The 15,712-nt window shown below is 72.9% G+C and carries 15 protein-coding genes; 7 read left to right on the plus strand and 8 right to left on the minus strand.

From position 1 onward, the window contains the following. Positions 1 to 18 precede the first annotated feature (18 nt). The 4 genes from Sco07f_RS02340 to Sco07f_RS02355 all read left to right on the plus strand — a co-directional run bounded on the left by Sco07f_RS02340 (position 19) and on the right by Sco07f_RS02355 (position 4,050). Positions 19 to 1,656, plus strand: a complete 1,638-nt coding sequence (locus Sco07f_RS02340) for an MFS transporter (protein ID WP_108987074.1) — start codon at positions 19 to 21, stop codon at positions 1,654 to 1,656. A gap of 76 nt (positions 1,657 to 1,732) precedes the next feature. Continuing rightward, positions 1,733 to 2,086, plus strand: coding sequence for a histidine triad nucleotide-binding protein (locus Sco07f_RS02345; RefSeq protein ID WP_054100528.1), 354 nt, complete (start codon positions 1,733 to 1,735; stop codon positions 2,084 to 2,086). Between the two features lie 36 nt (positions 2,087 to 2,122). Next, on the plus strand, positions 2,123 to 3,031 hold the full coding sequence (locus tag Sco07f_RS02350) for a ribonuclease Z (RefSeq protein ID WP_108986777.1): 909 nt from the start codon (positions 2,123 to 2,125) through the stop codon (positions 3,029 to 3,031). Between the two features lie 20 nt (positions 3,032 to 3,051). Then, positions 3,052 to 4,050: an adenosine deaminase gene (locus tag Sco07f_RS02355; protein WP_108986778.1), complete on the plus strand. Its 999-nt coding sequence runs from the start codon at positions 3,052 to 3,054 to the stop codon at positions 4,048 to 4,050. A gap of 45 nt (positions 4,051 to 4,095) precedes the next feature. Here the strand turns inward: Sco07f_RS02355 and Sco07f_RS02360 are convergent, their stop codons facing one another. Beyond that, positions 4,096 to 5,487, minus strand: a complete 1,392-nt coding sequence (locus tag Sco07f_RS02360) for an MFS transporter (RefSeq protein WP_108986779.1) — start codon at positions 5,485 to 5,487, stop codon at positions 4,096 to 4,098. Positions 5,488 to 5,797: 310 nt separating this feature from the next. Between Sco07f_RS02360 and Sco07f_RS02365 the strand changes: the two genes are divergently transcribed. Both Sco07f_RS02365 and Sco07f_RS02370 read left to right on the plus strand, forming a co-directional pair. Further along, positions 5,798 to 7,093: a glucarate dehydratase family protein gene (locus Sco07f_RS02365; protein WP_108986780.1), complete on the plus strand. Its 1,296-nt coding sequence runs from the start codon at positions 5,798 to 5,800 to the stop codon at positions 7,091 to 7,093. Between the two features lie 204 nt (positions 7,094 to 7,297). After that, positions 7,298 to 8,446 (plus strand): carbohydrate kinase family protein, encoded by a 1,149-nt coding sequence (locus Sco07f_RS02370; RefSeq protein ID WP_108987075.1) that lies wholly within the window; start codon positions 7,298 to 7,300, stop codon positions 8,444 to 8,446. A 22-nt stretch (positions 8,447 to 8,468) separates the two neighbouring features. On the opposite strand, the gene era is transcribed toward Sco07f_RS02370, so the two are convergent. The 3 genes from era to Sco07f_RS02385 form a co-directional block, all read right to left on the minus strand. After that, entirely contained in the window at positions 8,469 to 9,422 is a 954-nt protein-coding gene (gene era / locus Sco07f_RS02375) for a GTPase Era (protein ID WP_164139784.1), read from the minus strand. Between the two features lie 65 nt (positions 9,423 to 9,487). After that, a complete protein-coding gene (locus Sco07f_RS02380) occupies positions 9,488 to 9,844 on the minus strand; it encodes a cytidine deaminase-like protein (protein ID WP_108986781.1) in 357 nt (118 codons plus the stop codon). 150 nt (positions 9,845 to 9,994) lie between these two features. Further along, complete coding sequence (locus tag Sco07f_RS02385; protein WP_167467995.1) at positions 9,995 to 10,888, minus strand: helix-turn-helix transcriptional regulator; 894 nt, start codon at positions 10,886 to 10,888, stop codon at positions 9,995 to 9,997. A 103-nt stretch (positions 10,889 to 10,991) separates the two neighbouring features. On the opposite strand from Sco07f_RS02385, the gene Sco07f_RS02390 reads away from it, so the two are divergent. Next, complete coding sequence (locus Sco07f_RS02390; protein ID WP_167467996.1) at positions 10,992 to 12,452, plus strand: MFS transporter; 1,461 nt, start codon at positions 10,992 to 10,994, stop codon at positions 12,450 to 12,452. Here Sco07f_RS02390 and Sco07f_RS02395 read toward each other — a convergent pair. The 4 genes from Sco07f_RS02395 to Sco07f_RS02410 are packed head-to-tail and all read right to left on the minus strand — an operon-like array spanning position 12,414 to position 15,681. Then, positions 12,414 to 12,788 carry an MmcQ/YjbR family DNA-binding protein gene (locus Sco07f_RS02395; protein WP_087790999.1) on the minus strand — a complete coding sequence of 125 codons (375 nt, stop codon included), beginning with the start codon at positions 12,786 to 12,788 and terminating at the stop codon, positions 12,414 to 12,416. The genes Sco07f_RS02390 and Sco07f_RS02395 overlap by 39 nt on opposite strands. After that, the gene (locus Sco07f_RS02400) at positions 12,785 to 14,095 is read right to left on the minus strand and encodes a hemolysin family protein (RefSeq protein WP_007449674.1); all 1,311 of its coding nucleotides are present in this window, start codon (positions 14,093 to 14,095) and stop codon (positions 12,785 to 12,787) included. Before Sco07f_RS02400 ends, Sco07f_RS02395 begins: the two co-directional genes overlap by 4 nt. Next, positions 14,092 to 14,589, minus strand: a complete 498-nt coding sequence (gene ybeY, locus Sco07f_RS02405; protein WP_108986783.1) for an rRNA maturation RNase YbeY — start codon at positions 14,587 to 14,589, stop codon at positions 14,092 to 14,094. The genes Sco07f_RS02400 and ybeY overlap by 4 nt, the downstream gene beginning before the upstream one ends. A 12-nt stretch (positions 14,590 to 14,601) precedes the next feature. Further along, positions 14,602 to 15,681, minus strand: a complete 1,080-nt coding sequence (locus Sco07f_RS02410; RefSeq protein WP_087791002.1) for a PhoH family protein — start codon at positions 15,679 to 15,681, stop codon at positions 14,602 to 14,604. Positions 15,682 to 15,712: the final 31 nt, after the last annotated feature.

Here is a 15,712-nt window from a genome sequence, read left to right on the forward strand (position 1 = left end):
CCCCGCCGGAAGGACACCATGAGCACCCACCAGCCTCCCCGGACGCCGGACACGTCGGCCGGCACCGGCGGCACACCGGACGCGCGTCAGCTGCGTCTGATCCTGATCACCGTCTCGCTCGCCCTGATGGCGGTCATCGCCTCGGTGTCCGGGCTGAACGTCGCCCAGACCCACATGGCCGTCGAGTGGGGCGTCTCGCAGACCACCGTTCTGTGGATCATCAACATCTACACCCTCGCCCTGGCCGCGCTGCTGCTGCCGCTCGGCGCGATCGGTGACCGACTGGGCCGCAGGCCCGTGCTGATCACCGGACTGGTCGTCTTCGGTGCCGCCGGCGTCGTGTCCGGTCTCGCACCGTCGGCCGGGGTGATGATCGGCGCCCGCGCGGCCGCCGGGATCAGCGCCGCGATGATCATGCCGATCACACTGGCCGTCATCACCTCCACCTTCCCCGAGGAGCGACGGGGCAGGGCCATCGGCGTATGGACCGGGGTCGCCGGAGGCGGCGGCATCCTGGGCATGTTCCTCTCCGCCCTGCTGGTCGACGTCGCCGACTGGCGCTGGCTGTTCGCGCTGCCCGTGGTCCTGGCCGCCGCCGCGCTGGCGATGACGCTGAAGTCGGTGCCCGACTCCCGCGAACGCTCCGCCCATTCCTTCGACACCGTCGGCGCACTGCTCTCCGTCGTCGCCGTGACCGGTCTCATCCTCGTCCTGCAAGAGGGACCCGAGCTCGGCTGGACCGACCCCCTCACCCTGAGCGGTCTGGCCGTCGGCGTGGTGGCCGCCGTCGCCTTCGTGGCCTGGGAGCTGCGCCGCCGCGACGCCTCACTGCTGGACGTCCGGCTCTTCCGCGAGCGCGGCCTGGCCGGCGGTTCGCTCACGCTGCTCGTCGTCTTCGGCGTCCAGGCGGGGATCGCCGTCGTCCTCTTCCCGTTCTTCCAGGCCGTACTCGGCTGGTCCGGGCTGCTGTCCACCGTGGCGATGATGCCCATGGCCGTCATGATGATGGCGGCCTCCGGCCTGGCCCCGAAGGCGGCCGCCAGGATCGGCGCCCGCCCGACCACGACCGCCGGCGTGGCCCTGGCCGCCCTCGGCCTGGTCCTGATGGCCCTGTTCGTGTCGGTCGACGGCGGCTACCCGTCCGTCCTGGCCGGCATGCTCGCCATGGGCATCGGCATGGGACTGTCCATGACGCCCTCCACCGAGGCCATCACCAGCGCTCTGCCCCGGGCCGAGCAGGGCGTCGCCTCGGCACTCAACGACGTCACCCGCGAGCTGGGCACGGCCCTGGGCGTGGCGATACTCGGCGCGCTCGTGGCCAACGGCTACCGCAGTGCCGTCGACGACCGGCTCGACGGCATCCCCGCGGGCGCCGCGGCCGCCGCCCGCGAAGGCGTCGCCAACGCCGTCGAGGTCGCCCCCGGGACCGGCAGCCACGCCCAGGACCTCGTCCAGGCCGCACAGCAGTCGTTCGTCGACGGCTGGCAGCACGCCATGTGGACCGGCGCGGCGGTGATGGGAGCCCTGCTCGTCCTCCTCGCCCTGCGCGGTCCGAAGGACGCCGCTCCCGCCGGAGCCGGAGAGGAGGCCGACCCGGAGGCCGATCCGGAGGCCGACCCGGAGGCCGGCTCCGCCGAGCGCGTCGCCGCCCGCTGACCCCGCGGGAACTCCGTGCGCGCGGAGCACGACGGATACGATGCCCCCAGAAGATCACCGGCGTGAGGAGCACCCCATGGCAGGGGAACCCCAGGACGACTGCCTGTTCTGCAAGATCGTCGCAGGGCAGATTCCCGCGACGATCGTCCGCGAGACGGACACGACCGTCGCGTTCCGGGACATCAACCCCCAGGCCCCCACCCATGTCCTGGTGATCCCCAAGGCCCACCACAAGGACGCCGCCGCGCTCGCCGCCGACGCCCCGCAGCTCGCCGCCGACGTCCTGCGCGAGACCCAGGCCGTCGCCGACGCCGAGCAACTGGACAGCTACCGCACCGTCTTCAACACCGGCACCGGCGCCGGGCAGACCGTGTGGCACGCGCACGCCCACGTGCTCGGCGGCCGCGGCCTCGAATGGCCCCCCGGATAACCGGACCCGAGACCAGACCAGACCGGATCACCCCCGATGTCCGTACGCGAACTCGTCGTCCTCGGCACCGCCAGCCAGGTCCCGACCCGGCACCGCAACCACAACGGCTACCTGCTCCGCTGGGACGGCGAGGGCATCCTGTTCGACCCCGGCGAGGGCACGCAGCGCCAGATGCTGCGCGCCGGGGTCGCCGCCCACGACCTGAACCGGATCTGCGTCACGCACTTCCACGGCGACCACAGCCTCGGTCTCGCGGGCGTGATCCAGCGCATCAACCTCGACCGGGTCCCGCACGAGATCACCGCCCACTACCCGCGCTCCGGGCAGCGGTTCTTCGAGCGCCTGCGGTACGCCACCGCCTACCGCGAGACCGTCGCCCTCACCGAGGCCCCCGTCGTCGCCGCGGACGGCCCCCTCGCCGTCACCCCCGCCTACACCCTGGACGCCCGCAAGCTGTCCCACCCCGTCGAGTCCTACGGGTACCGGCTCACCGAGCCCGACGGCCGCCGCATGCTGCCCGACCGCCTCGCCGCGCACGGCATCAAGGGCCCCGACGTGGGCCGCATCCAGCGCGACGGCTCGCTGAACGGCGTCGCGCTCGACGAGGTCAGCGAGGTCCGCCGCGGCCAGCGGTTCGCGTTCGTCATGGACACCCGGCTGTGCGAGGGCGTGCACGCGCTCGCGGAGGGATGCGACCTGCTCGTCATCGAGTCCACCTTCCTCGACGAGGACGAGGCCCTCGCCACCGACCACGGCCACCTCACCGCCGGACAGGCCGCCCGGGCCGCCCGGGACGCGGGCGTGCGGCACCTCGTCCTGACCCACTTCAGCCAGCGCTACTCCGACCCCGAGGAGTTCGAACGGCAGGCACGCGCGGCCGGCTACGCGGGCGAGCTGACCGTGGCCCGCGACCTCACCCGCGTACCGGTTCCGAAACGCCGGTAGAACGGTCGTACGATGCTCTGATGCCCCTGCCCAAAGCTGAACTGCACCTCCACATCGAAGGCACCCTGGAACCCGAGCTGGCCTTCGCGCTGGCCGCCCGCAACGGCGTGTCCCTGCCCTACGCGGACGAGGACGCGCTGCGCGAGGCGTACCGCTTCGCGGACCTCCAGTCCTTCCTGAACCTGTACTACGAACTGATGGCCGTCCTGCGCACCGAGCGGGACTTCGAGGATCTCGCCAACGCCTACCTCGCCCGCGCCGGGGCCCAGGGCGTCCGGCACGCCGAGATCTTCTTCGACCCGCAGGCCCACCTGGCCCGGGGCGTGGAGATGGGCACGGTCGTGGAGGGGCTGTGGCGGGCGCTCGGCAGCAGCCGCGAGAACCACGGCGTCTCCACCCGGCTGATCCTCTGCTTCCTGCGCGACGAGTCCGCCGAGTCGGCGATGGCGACGCTGGACGCCGCCAAGCCGTACCTCGACCGCATCACCGGTGTCGGCCTGGACTCCGCCGAGGTCGGGCATCCGCCGGTCAAGTTCCGCGAGGTGTACGAGGCCGCCGCCGCCCTCGGCCTGCGCCGGGTCGCGCACGCGGGCGAGGAGGGGCCGCCCGAGTACGTCGTCGAGGCCCTCGACGTCCTCGGCGTCGAGCGGATCGACCACGGGCTGCGCTCGGTGGAGGACCCGGCGCTGGTCGAGCGGCTGGTGCGCGAGCGCGTCCCGCTCACCCTGTGCCCGCTGTCCAACGTGCGGCTGCGCACGGTCGACACCCTCGCCGACCACCCGCTGCCCGCGATGCTCGACGCGGGTCTCATGTGCACGGTGAACTCCGACGACCCGGCGTACTTCGGCGGCTACGCGGGCGACAACTTCGACGCCGTGCGCGAGGCCCTCGGCCTCACCGGGGAGCGGCTGCGGGAGCTGGCCCGCAACTCGTTCCTCGCCTCCTTCCTGGAGGACGACGAGGAGCTGCGGGCGCGGTACCTCGCGGACGTCGAGGCGTACGAGTTCCCGACGGTGTAGGACGGGCTCGACGCAGCGACGTGGGCCCGGCACGACCCGTAGGGCTCAGCCCGTCCCGGACCCCGGTGTGGCCGCGGCCTGCCGGGGTCCCGCCGTGCCGTAGGCGCCCTGGACGGCCACCGCCGGGGCCTCCACGTCGATCTCCACGACCGGCTGCTCCACGGCGCCGACCTCCGGCACCGCACCGCTCGGCGTGCCCGTCGCGGCGGCGACCAGCGCGGCCGGGGTGCCACCGCGGCGGCGGATCGCGCCGGGCAGCAGCGGGCGCCCGCCGGTGTGCAGGGCGACGGCGGTCATCGGCGCGGCGAGCAGCAGTAGCCCGGCGCCGAGCACCAGGCCCATGACGGGGTAGCCGGCCTGCGCCGACAGCACACTGCCGGTCAGCGGACCGGCCGACGTGCCCAGCGAGGACGCCGAGCCGACGAGCACCGCCCACCGGCCGCGCGGGTCGAGCGAGGCGGCGAGGCCGATCAAGTACGACAGGACGACCGGGTAGACGGTGTTCCAGGCGATCTCGCCGGTCGCGAAGGCCGCCGGAGTGGTCGCGGACGCGCTCACCGCGATGCAGCCCGCGATGAGCACCGTGCCGGCGCCGACGGGCATCGCCCGCCCGAGCCGCGGCCCGAGCGCGCCGGCCACGAGCACGCCCACCAGGCCCGCACCCAGCGCGACGGCGAAGACGGCCCCGAGAGCGGCGTCGCCCAGGCCGGCCTGCGTCAGCCCGATCCGGCCGCTGACGCCCCACAGGGAGTTCTGCGCCAGCGACCAGCACAGCACCGTGACGGCGAGGACCAGTCCCGAACGGCGGTGGGGGAGCGGGACGGTGGTGTCGTCGGGGCCGGTGCGGCCGTCGAGGCCGTCGGCGCCCTGCCCGGCCGGTGCGCAGGCCGGTGCGCCGGCCGTACCGCCCGGCAGGCGGCCGGTCAGCGGCCACACCGCCAGCGCGGTCAGGGCGATGGCGGCCAGCGGCAGCCCGTGCGCCCGGCCGAGGTGGGGCACCGTCAGGTACACCGCACCGGCCAGCGCGGACACGCTCAGCAGGCCCGCCGTGGAGGCCCGGTGGGGATCCCGTTCGGCGGCGATCCGGGCGGCGGCGACCGTCATCGCGGTCCCCGACCCGAAACCGCCCACGACCGCGCCGGCGACGACGGCCGGGACGGCGGTGGTGAGCGCGGCGGCGCCGTAGCCGAGGACGGCCAGTGCGAGCCCGAAACGGGCCGGTGTCCGGGCACCCAGGCGCTGGACCCGGGAGGCCAGCAGGAAGCCCGCGGTCGCCGAACTCAGCAGCAGCGCGCTGCCGACGGCGCCCGCCTGTGTGGTGGACAGCGGAAGGCTGGTGTCGAGTCTGCCGACGGTGGTGGGCAGCAGATACGGAGGCAGGTACCCGGCCGTGAAAAGGGCGACGAGGGGCCAGGGAATGGAGCGGGGGGCGAACACGGGCGTTCCCGGGGCATGCGAAAGGGACGGTGTGAAGGGAGGGGGCGACGACCCGTCGACCGAGAGGGGCGCGCGGGCAATTTGTATCAAGCGCGGGGTGGCGCGAAACAGGCGACCCGGTGTGATCTAGGTCACATAGTTGTTTGCAGGTTTCAGGACTGGGTAGCAGCGCTCGCTTGCGTCGGCGGACCGGGCCGGTCCCGGCCGCGACCGGCCCGCGGATTCCTGTTGCGCGCGGTCGACTCATTGACGCCGCGCATTCACTTACCTAGCCTTCATTCGCATACATGGACGAAGGAAAGGTGCCCCTGTGACCGCCGACCTCACCATCACGGCCGTTCACCTCACGCCGATCCTCGTCGCGGACCCGCCGCTGCTCAACACCCAGGGCGTGCACCAGCCGTACACCCCCCGGCTGATCGTCGAGGTCGAGACCGCCGACGGGACCCGGGGCGTCGGCGAGACCTACGGCGACACCAAGTACCTGGAACTCGCCCGCCCGTTGGCCGACCGGCTGGTGGGACGCCGGGTCAGCGACCTGAACGGTCTGTTCGCCCTCGCCGACGAGGTCGCCGTCGACTCCTCCCGGGTCTCCGGACAGGTCGACGTCGGCGGGCTGCGCGGTGTCCAGACCGCCGACAAGCTGCGCCTGTCCGTCCTCTCCGGCTTCGAGGTCGCCTGCTTCGACGCCCTCGGCAAGGCGCTCGGCCTGCCCGTGCACACGCTGCTCGGCGGCAAGGTCCGCGACGCCGTCGAGTACAGCGCGTACCTCTTCTACAAGTGGGGCGGCCACCCCGAGGGCGTGGCGGCCGAGAAGGACGACTGGGGCGCCGCCCTCGACCCGGCCGGCGTCGTCGAGCAGGCCCGCGCCTTCACCGAGCGGTACGGCTTCACCTCCTTCAAGCTCAAGGGCGGCGTCTTCCCGCCCGAGGAGGAGATCGCCGCCGTCAGGGCCCTCGCCGCCGCCTTCCCCGGACACCCGCTGCGCCTGGACCCCAACGGCGCCTGGTCCGTGGAGACCTCGCTGAAGGTCGCCGGGGAACTCGGGGACGTCCTGGAGTACCTGGAGGACCCCGCGCTCGGCACCCCGGCGATGGCCGAGGTCGCCGCGCGGACCGGGGTGCCGCTCGCGACCAACATGTGCGTGACGACGTTCGCGGAGATACCGGAGGCGTTCGCCAAGGGCGCCGTCCAGGTCGTGCTCTCCGACCACCACTACTGGGGCGGGCTGCACAACACCCGGCAACTCGCCGCCGTCTGCCGCACCTTCGGCGTCGGTGTCTCCATGCACTCCAACACCCACCTCGGCATCAGTCTCGCCGCCATGACCCACGTGGCGGCCACCGTCCCGAACCTCCACCACGCCTGCGACTCCCACTACCCCTGGCAGTCCGAGGACGTGCTGACCGAACGCCTCACCTTCGACGGCGGCCGCGTCACCGTCTCCGACGCCCCCGGCCTCGGCGTGGAACTCGACCGCGACCGGCTGGCGTTCCTCCACCGCCGCTGGCTCGACGACGACGGCACGCTCCGCGACCGCGACGACGCGGCCGCGATGCGGGTCGCCGACCCCGCGTGGGTCACCCCGTCCGTGCCGCGTTGGTGACGGGCGGTCCCGCTTCCTGCGCCCGGTTGTCGGTGGGGTGGTGCACACTGGCCTGATCCGCACCATGCCAGGGAGCGCACCGTGACAGCCTCCACCGTGTCCACAGTGTCCACCGAGCCGTCCACCGCGTCCGCGTCCACCGTGTCCGCGTCCGTCGCGTCCGTGCCCGCCGCGTCCGCGCCGACGGCGTCCGACGTGCCCGCCATGCCCGTAGTGCCGGCCGACGAGCGGACGACACACCGCCACGCCCAGGGTGAGGGAGCGCACCGGCGGCCCGAGGTCGATCCGCTCGCCGCCCTGCGCGCCCCGCAGGATCCGCCCTGGGACGTGTACCTGACGGGCACCGTCTTCCTCGACGTCGTCTTCACCGGACTCGACTCCGCCCCGGTGCGCGGCACCGAGTCCTGGGCCCGCGGGATGGGGTCGAGCCCGGGCGGCATCGCCAACATGGCGACCGCGCTGGCCCGCCTCGGCCTGCGCACCTCGCTGGCCGCCGCCTTCGGCGACGACCACTACGGCGACTACTGCTGGGACGCGCTCGCCCAGGGCGAGGGCATCGACCTTTCCCCGTCCCGCACCGTGCCCGGCTGGCACTCGCCGGTGACGGTCTCGATGGCGTACGAGGGGGAGCGCACGATGGTCTCCCACGGGCACGAGCCGCCGCCGGAGGAACCGTCCCCCGACTGCCCGCCCCGCGCCCGTGCCGCCGTCGCCTCCCTCACGCCCGGCGTCCGCGCCCCCTGGATCGCCCAGGCCGCCGCCCGCGGCACCCGTGTCTTCGCCGACGTCGGCTGGGACGACACCGGCGCGTGGGACCTGGCCGCGCTGCCCGACCTCGCGCACTGCGAGGCGTTCCTGCCGAACGCGGAGGAGGCCATGCGCTACACCGGCGCCACCTGCCCGCGCGCCGCCGCACACGCCCTGACCGAGCACGTGCCGCTCGCGGTGGTCACCCTCGGCGCGGACGGCGCCTATGCGGTGGACCGGCGCACGGGGGAGAGCGCCGAGGTCCCGGCGATCGAGGTGGAGGCCCTGGACCCGACCGGCGCGGGGGACGTCTTCGTGGCCGGTTTCGTCACCGGCACCCTGGCCGGCTGGCCGCTGGCCGACCGCCTGGCCTTCGCCGGCCTGACTGCGGCCCTCTCGGTCCAGGAATTCGGCGGCTCCCTGTCGGCCCCCGGCTGGTGCGAGATCGCCACCTGGTGGCGCAAGGTCCGGTCGCTCCAGGACCAGGACCCGGCGGCCCTCAGCCGCTACGCCTTCCTGGCCGGCCTGGTCCCCGACGTCCCGCCCGGCTCCTGGCCCCTGCGCCGCGCGGTCCCGACCATCGGCTTCCGCCCCCCGACACCCTGACCGCCACGGCTGTCCGCGAGCGTCAGAACCCGAGCCGCCGCAGCTGCTTCGGGTCGCGCTGCCAGTCCTTCGCGACCTTCACGTGCAGGTCCAGGAAGACCGGCGTGCCCAGTAGCGCCTCGATCTGCTTGCGGGACTTGATGCCGACGTCCTTCAGGCGCTTGCCCTTGGGGCCGATGATGATGCCCTTCTGGCTGGGGCGCTCGATGTAGACGTTGGCGTGGATGTCGAGGAGCGGCTTGTCGGCGGGGCGGTCCTCGCGCGGGAGCATCTCCTCGACGACCACCGCGATGGAGTGCGGCAGCTCGTCCCGTACGCCCTCCAGCGCGGCCTCGCGGATCAGCTCCGCGACCATGACCTGCTCCGGCTCGTCGGTCAGGTCGCCCTCCGGGTAGAGCGCGGGGCCCTCGGGCAGCAGCGGGGTGAGGAGGTCGGCGAGCAGGCCCACCTGCTGGTTGGCCGTGGCGGACACCGGGACGATCTCCGCCCAGGTGATCCCCAGCTCCTTGCCCAGCTGGTCGATCGCGATCAGTTGCTCGGCCAGGGTCTTGGAGTCCACCAGGTCGGTCTTGGTGACGATCGCGACCTTCGGGGTCTTCTTGATCCCCGCCAGCTCCTTCGCGATGAAGCGGTCACCGGGGCCCAGCTTCTCGTTCGCCGGCAGGCAGAAGCCGATGACGTCCACCTCGGCCCACGTGGTGCGCACCACGTCGTTGAGGCGCTCGCCGAGCAGCGTGCGCGGCTTGTGCAGCCCCGGGGTGTCCACCAGGATCAGCTGCGCGTCCTCGCGGTGCACGATGCCCCGCACGGTGTGCCGCGTGGTCTGCGGGCGGTTGGACGTGATCGCCACCTTCTGCCCGACCAGAGCGTTCGTGAGGGTGGACTTGCCCGCGTTGGGGCGGCCCACGAAGCAGGCGAAGCCGGCCCGGTGAACAGCCTCGGCCGGTTCTTCGGATGACTGGGTACGAACGCTCATGGCGCCCATTGTCCCTGATCCCCGAAGCCCCGCCGTACCACGGTCGTCCGCCGGGCCCGCGAGCTTCAGCCCGCGCTGACCGTCTCCCGCACCGACCCGTCCGGCGAAGCCACCAGCACCGGCGTCTGAGCCCCGCCCAGGTCCCGTACCGCCGCCCGGTCCTCCTCCGACGCCGACTCCGCCTCCGTCACCACGGCCGCGGCCTCCAGGGACTTCGCACCGGACGCCACCGCCATCGCCACCGCCGTGCGCAGGGCGCTGAGACGGAGGGAGTCCAGGGCGACCGTGCCGGCGACGTAGGTGCGGCCGGTCTCGTCGCGTACGGCGGCGCCCTCGGGAACGCCGTTGCGGGCGCGGGCGGAGCGGGCCAGGGTGACGATCTTGCGGTCCTCGGGGTCGAGGCCGGGAGTCTCGGTGGTCATGGGGTGAGCATACGGAGCCCCGCCGGGCGCCGGCCTGCGCGCCCCGGCACCGGTCCGCCCCCGCCCGGGCACCGGCCCGCTCTCACCCCGCCACCGGCCCGCTCTCTTCCCCCGCCACCGGTCCGCTTTCCCCCCGCCACCGGTCCGCTTTCACCCCGCCACCGGGTACATCGCCCCGCGCCGCCCCTCCGGCGAGGCCAGCCACTCCAGCTTCGCCGCCGTGTTCGCCTCGTCCAGCGGCGTGTGCAGCACGATGGTCAGATCGGGGCGGGCCGGGACCTGGAGGGCCGTCGACTCCAGGCTGAGCAGGCCGACCAGCGGGTGGTCCAGCTCCTTGCGGATCTGCCCGGCGTCCTCGATGCCCCGCTCCTCCCACAGCGCGGCGAACTCGGCACTGGCGTCCTTCAGGTCCGCCAGCACCTGCTGGAAGCCCTCGTCGTCCGGGTTGGCCGCGCAGGTGGCGCGGAACTGGGCGACGACGGTGCGCGCGTTGTGCTCCCAGTTGCGGGCGCGCGAGCGGTAGAGGGGGTCGGTGAAGAAGTCGAGGATGCAGTTCCACGTCGTCTCCGGCCGCATGCCCAGCACCATCGCCGCCGCGTCGTTGTACAGCACGCAGTTGTAGTACCGGTCCATGATGTGCGCCGGATACGGCATCCACGCGTCGATCAGCCGCCGCAGCCCCTCGCACATGTCCCGCTTGGCCGGCTCCACCTCGGCGGCGGGCGGGTTCAGTCCGGCCAGCACGTACAGGTGGCGGCGCTCGGCGTTGCTGAGCCGCAGCACCCGGCCCACCGAGTCCAGCACCTGGGGCGAGACGGAGATGTCGCGGCCCTGCTCCAGCCACTGGTACCAGGACGCGCCCACCCCGGCGAGCACGGCCACCTCCTCGCGGCGCAGCCCCGGCGTGCGGCGCCGCGCCCCGCCGTCCGGCAGACCGACCTCGGCCGGGGACACCCGCGCCCGGCGGCTCATCAGGAACTCCCGCAGCTCACTGCGGCGCCGGTCCCGGCCCGCGGTCCCGGTCCTCGTGATCACGTCCGGCACGTACGCACTCCCCCCGTAGCCAACCCAGCAGTGCCTGGTGGTGGCACCACCAGAACAATCGGCGTCTCCCCACAACTATTCCGGGGGCCCGAGGCTCATGTCCATGGCGATCGACACCACCCCGACTTCCACCCCGGCCCCCGCGGCCGGACAGCAGGCCGCTCCCCGGCTCTCCGCCCGCGACCGGCTCGTCCTGTTCGTGCTCTGCGCGGCCCAGTTCATGGTCGCGCTCGACTTCTCCGTCCTGAACGTCGCCCTGCCCGTGCTCGGCGCGGACCTCGGCATGAGCACCTCCGCCCTCCAGTGGGCGGTCACCGCGTTCGCGCTGCCGTCCGGCGGGTTCCTGCTGCTCTTCGGCCGCATGGGCGACCTCTACGGCCGCCGGCGGCTCTTCCTCGCCGGGCTCGCGCTCTTCGGCGCCGCCTCCCTGCTGGCCACCCTCGCCTGGGACCCGGCCTCGTTCCTCGCCGGGCGCGCCCTCCAGGGCCTCGGCGCCGCGGCCATCGTCCCGACCGGCATGTCCCTGCTGACGACGACCTTCCCGGAGGGCCCCGCCCGCGACCGCGCCCTCGGCATCTCCGGCACCCTGCTCTCGCTGGGCTTCACCGTCGGCATGGTGGCCGGCGGCGTCCTGACCGACCTGCTGGGCTGGCGCTCCACGATGGGCCTGCTCGCCCTGTTCGCCCTGATCGTGCTGCCCCTCGCGCCCCGCCTGCTGCCCGAGTCGCGGACCCCGGAGCGGCCCCGTCTCGACGTCCCCGGCGCGGTCACCGTCACCGGCGGCCTGCTCTCCCTGATCTACGCCCTCACCACGGCCGCCGAGCACGGTTTCGGCCGCGCCGACGTGCTCGTGACCCTCGCCGCGGGCCTGCTGCTCCTGGCCGCCTTCGTGGCCGTCGAGTCGCGCAGCGCGGCGCCCCTGGTGTCCCTGCCGATGCTGCGCCGCCGCACGGTGGCGTGGGGCAATCTGGGCGGCCTGGTCACCTTCTCGATGATGTCGACGGTGGTCTTCGTCCTCACCCTGTACCTCCAGGAGGTCCTGCACCTGAGCGCCTTCGAGACCGGTCTGGTCTTCGGGGTGCAGGGCGTGCTGTCGGTGGTGGCCGGCTCCCTCGCGCCCCGCGTCATCGGCCGCTTCGGCGCCCGCCGCACCCTGGTCGGCGCGCTCGCCGGACAGGGCGCCATCGGCCTGTCCCTGCCGGCCCTGGGCGAGGGCGGCTGGTCGGTGGTGCTCGCCACCGCCGCCGTGTCCCTGGCCAGCATGTGCCACCTGGGCGCGATCATCTCCTACGGCCTGACCGTCACCTCCGGCGTCCCCGACGAGGAGCAGGGCCTGGCGACCGGCCTGGTCACCTCCACCCAGCAGGTCGGCATCACCGTCGGGATCCCGCTGCTCGGCGTGCTGGCCACCACCGCGACCGACCTGCGGTCCGGCGTCCACACGGTGCTGGTCCTGGACGCGGCGATCGTGCTGGCGGCGGCCGTACTGGTCGCGGTGGGGCTGCGCGTCAACCGCCCGGCGGGCTCAGGGGCGGTCGAGGCGGAGCCGGTCGGCGCGCGGTAGGCCGGCGACGACCAGGTCGTACGAGTCCTCGACGAGCTCCCGGACGACACGGTCCGGGAGCCGTCCCGCGTCCGGTCCGCCGGCCACCGTCACCGTGTTCCAGTGCCGCTTGTTCATGTGCCAGCCCGGGACGATCAGGCCCGGGTGCTCGCGGCGCAGCCGGAGCGCGTCGTCCGGGTCGCACTTGAGGTTGACGGTGAGCGGGCGCCCGTCCAGCGACGTGAGCGCGAACATCTTCCCCAGCACCTTGAAGACCGAGGTCTCCGGGTTGAAGGGGAAGTCCTCCACCGCCGCGTTGAAGGACAGGCAGAAGTCGCGCAGTTCCCCGGGGGTCATTCGGACACGGCCTCCTCGGCCGAAGCCGGCTTCGCCTCGGCGACCGGCTCCACCAGCACCGTCACGATCTTGTTCCGGCGGCCCGCCGCGGCCTCGGCCGTCAGCCGCAGCTCGCGGCCGTCGGGCAGCTCCACGATCGAGGACGCCCCGGCGATCGGGACCCGGCCCAGCGCCTTCGCCAGCAGGCCGCCTACCGTCTCCACGTCCTCGTCGTCGTACTCGTCCAGGCCGTACAGCTCGCCCAGGTCGGTGATGTCCAGGCGGGCGGTGACCCGGAAGCGGTCCTCGCCCAGCTCCTCCACCGGCGGCAGCTCCCGGTCGTACTCGTCGGTGATCTCGCCGACGATCTCCTCGAGGATGTCCTCGATGGTGACGATGCCGGCCGTGCCGCCGTACTCGTCGATGACGACGGCGACGTGGTTGCGTTCCTTCTGCATCTCGCGCAGCAGGTCGCCGGCGTTCTTGGTGTCCGGCACGAAGGACGCCGGGCGCATCGCCGTGGAGACCAGGTCGCTCTCCGCGTCCCGGCTGATGTGGGTCCTGCGGACCAGGTCCTTCAGGTACACGATGCCGACGATGTCGTCCTCGCTGTCGCCGGTCACCGGTATCCGGGAGAAACCGGAGCGCAGGGCGAGGGTGAGGGCCTGCCGGATGGTCTTGTAGCGCTCGATGACGACGAGGTCGGTGCGCGGCACCATGACCTCCCGCACGAGCGTGTCGCCCAGCTCGAACACCGAGTGCACCATGCGGCGCTCCTCGGCCTCGATCAGCGACTCCGCCTCGGCGTAGTCCACCAGCGCCCGCAGCTCCGCCTCCGAGGCGAAGGGGCCCCGGCGGAAGCCCTTGCCGGGGGTGAGCGCGTTGCCGATGAGGATCAGCAGCGAGGGGATCGGGCCCATGATCCGGGCCAGCGGCAGCAGCACGTACGCCGCGGCGGTCGCCGTGTTCAGCGGGTGCTGGCGCCCGATGGTGCGCGGCGAGACCCCGACGGCGACGTAGGAGAGCAGCACCATCACCGCGATGGCGATGATCAGCGCCTCGCCGGTGCCGTCGAACTGTCTCAGGCAGGCGTACGTGACCAGCGCGGCGGCCGCCATCTCGCAGGCGACGCGGACCAGCAGCGCCACGTTGAGGTAGCGCGTCGGGTCGGCGGCGACCTGGGCGAGCTTCTCGCCGCCCCGGCGCCCGGACCGTACCGCCTCCTCGGCGCGGAAGCTGGAGACCCTCGCGAGCCCCGCCTCCGCGCACGCGGCCAGCCAGGCGACCACCACCAGGGCGACGGCACCGGCGACGAGCGGGAGGCTCATGAGACCGTCGGGGCCGGGGACGGGCCGGTCAGGCCCTTCTCCGCACGCCAGCCGTCCACGATCGCGGCCTGGAGACCGAACATCTCGGCCTTCTCGTCGGGCTCCTCGTGGTCGTACCCGAGCAGGTGCAGCACCCCGTGGACGGTCAGGAGCCGGAGCTCCTCGTCCATGGAGTGCTCCGTCGGCGCCTCGGCGCCCTGCCTGGCGGCGACCTCCGGGCAGAGCACGATGTCGCCGAGCAGCCCCTGCGGCGCCTCCTCCTCGTCCTTGGACGGCGGACGCAGCTCGTCCATCGGGAAGGACATCACGTCGGTGGGACCCGGCAGGTCCATCCACTGGATGTGCAGCTGCTCCATGGCGTCGGCGTCCACGACGATCACCGAGAGCTCGGAGAGCGGGTGGATGCGCATCCGCGCGAGTGCGTAGCGGGCGATGTCGAGGATCGCCTGCTCGTCGACCTCGGTTCCGGACTCGTTGTTGACGTCGATCGACATGGTCGTGCTGGTCTACTTCCCCTTGGTCTTGGCACCGTGTCTGGGTGTCCGGCCGCCGTTGTGGCCGCCGTTCTCGGTGCCGTTCCTGCTGTCGTACTGCTCGTAGGCGTCGACGATACGGCCCACCAGCTTGTGCCGGACGACGTCCTGCGACGTGAGCCGGGAGAAGTGGACGTCCTCGACGCCGTCCAGGATGTCCTGCACCTGCCGCAGGCCCGACTTCGTGCCGCCCGGCAGGTCGACCTGGGTCACGTCACCCGTGATGACGATCTTCGAGTCGAAGCCGAGCCGGGTCAGGAACATCTTCATCTGCTCGGGGCTGGTGTTCTGCGCCTCGTCCAGGATGATGAACGCGTCGTTCAGCGTGCGGCCGCGCATGTACGCCAGCGGCGCGACCTCGATCGTCCCCGCCGCCATCAGCCGCGGGATCGAGTCCGGGTCGAGCATGTCGTGCAGCGCGTCGTACAGCGGGCGCAGATACGGGTCGATCTTCTCGTAGAGCGTGCCCGGCAGGAAGCCGAGCCGCTCACCGGCCTCGACCGCCGGGCGGGTCAGGATGATGCGGTTGACCTGCTTGGACTGGAGGGCCTGCACCGCCTTGGCCATCGCCAGGTAGGTCTTGCCGGTGCCCGCGGGGCCGATGCCGAAGACGATGGTGTGCTTGTCGATCGCGTCGACGTAGCGCTTCTGGTTCAGCGTCTTGGGACGGATCGTGCGGCCGCGCGAGGACAGGATGTTCTGCGTGAGCACCTCGGCCGGGGTCTCCCGGCCGTCGCTCTCCCCGTTCTCGCTCGCCTTGAGCATGGCGATCGAGCGTTCCACTGCGTCCTCCGTCATCGGCTGCCCCGTGCGCAGCACCAGCATCATCTCGTCGAACACGCGCTGTACGAGGGCGACCTCATGGGTGTCGCCGACGGCGCTGATCTCATTGCCCCGGACATGGATGTCGGCCGCCGGGAAGGCCTTCTCGATCACGCGCAGGAGGGAGTCTCCGGAGCCCAGTACGGTCACCATCGGGTGCTGGGCGGGGACGGTGAACTGCGCTCTCGCCTGCCCCTGCGCGGGGCTGTGGGCTGAGGGTGTCTGAGTCATGGGCCGGCGCTCTAGGCCTGCTCGTCCTCCT

It is taken from the genome of Streptomyces coelicoflavus (assembly GCF_003112555.1).
Classification (GTDB): domain Bacteria; phylum Actinomycetota; class Actinomycetes; order Streptomycetales; family Streptomycetaceae; genus Streptomyces; species Streptomyces coelicoflavus.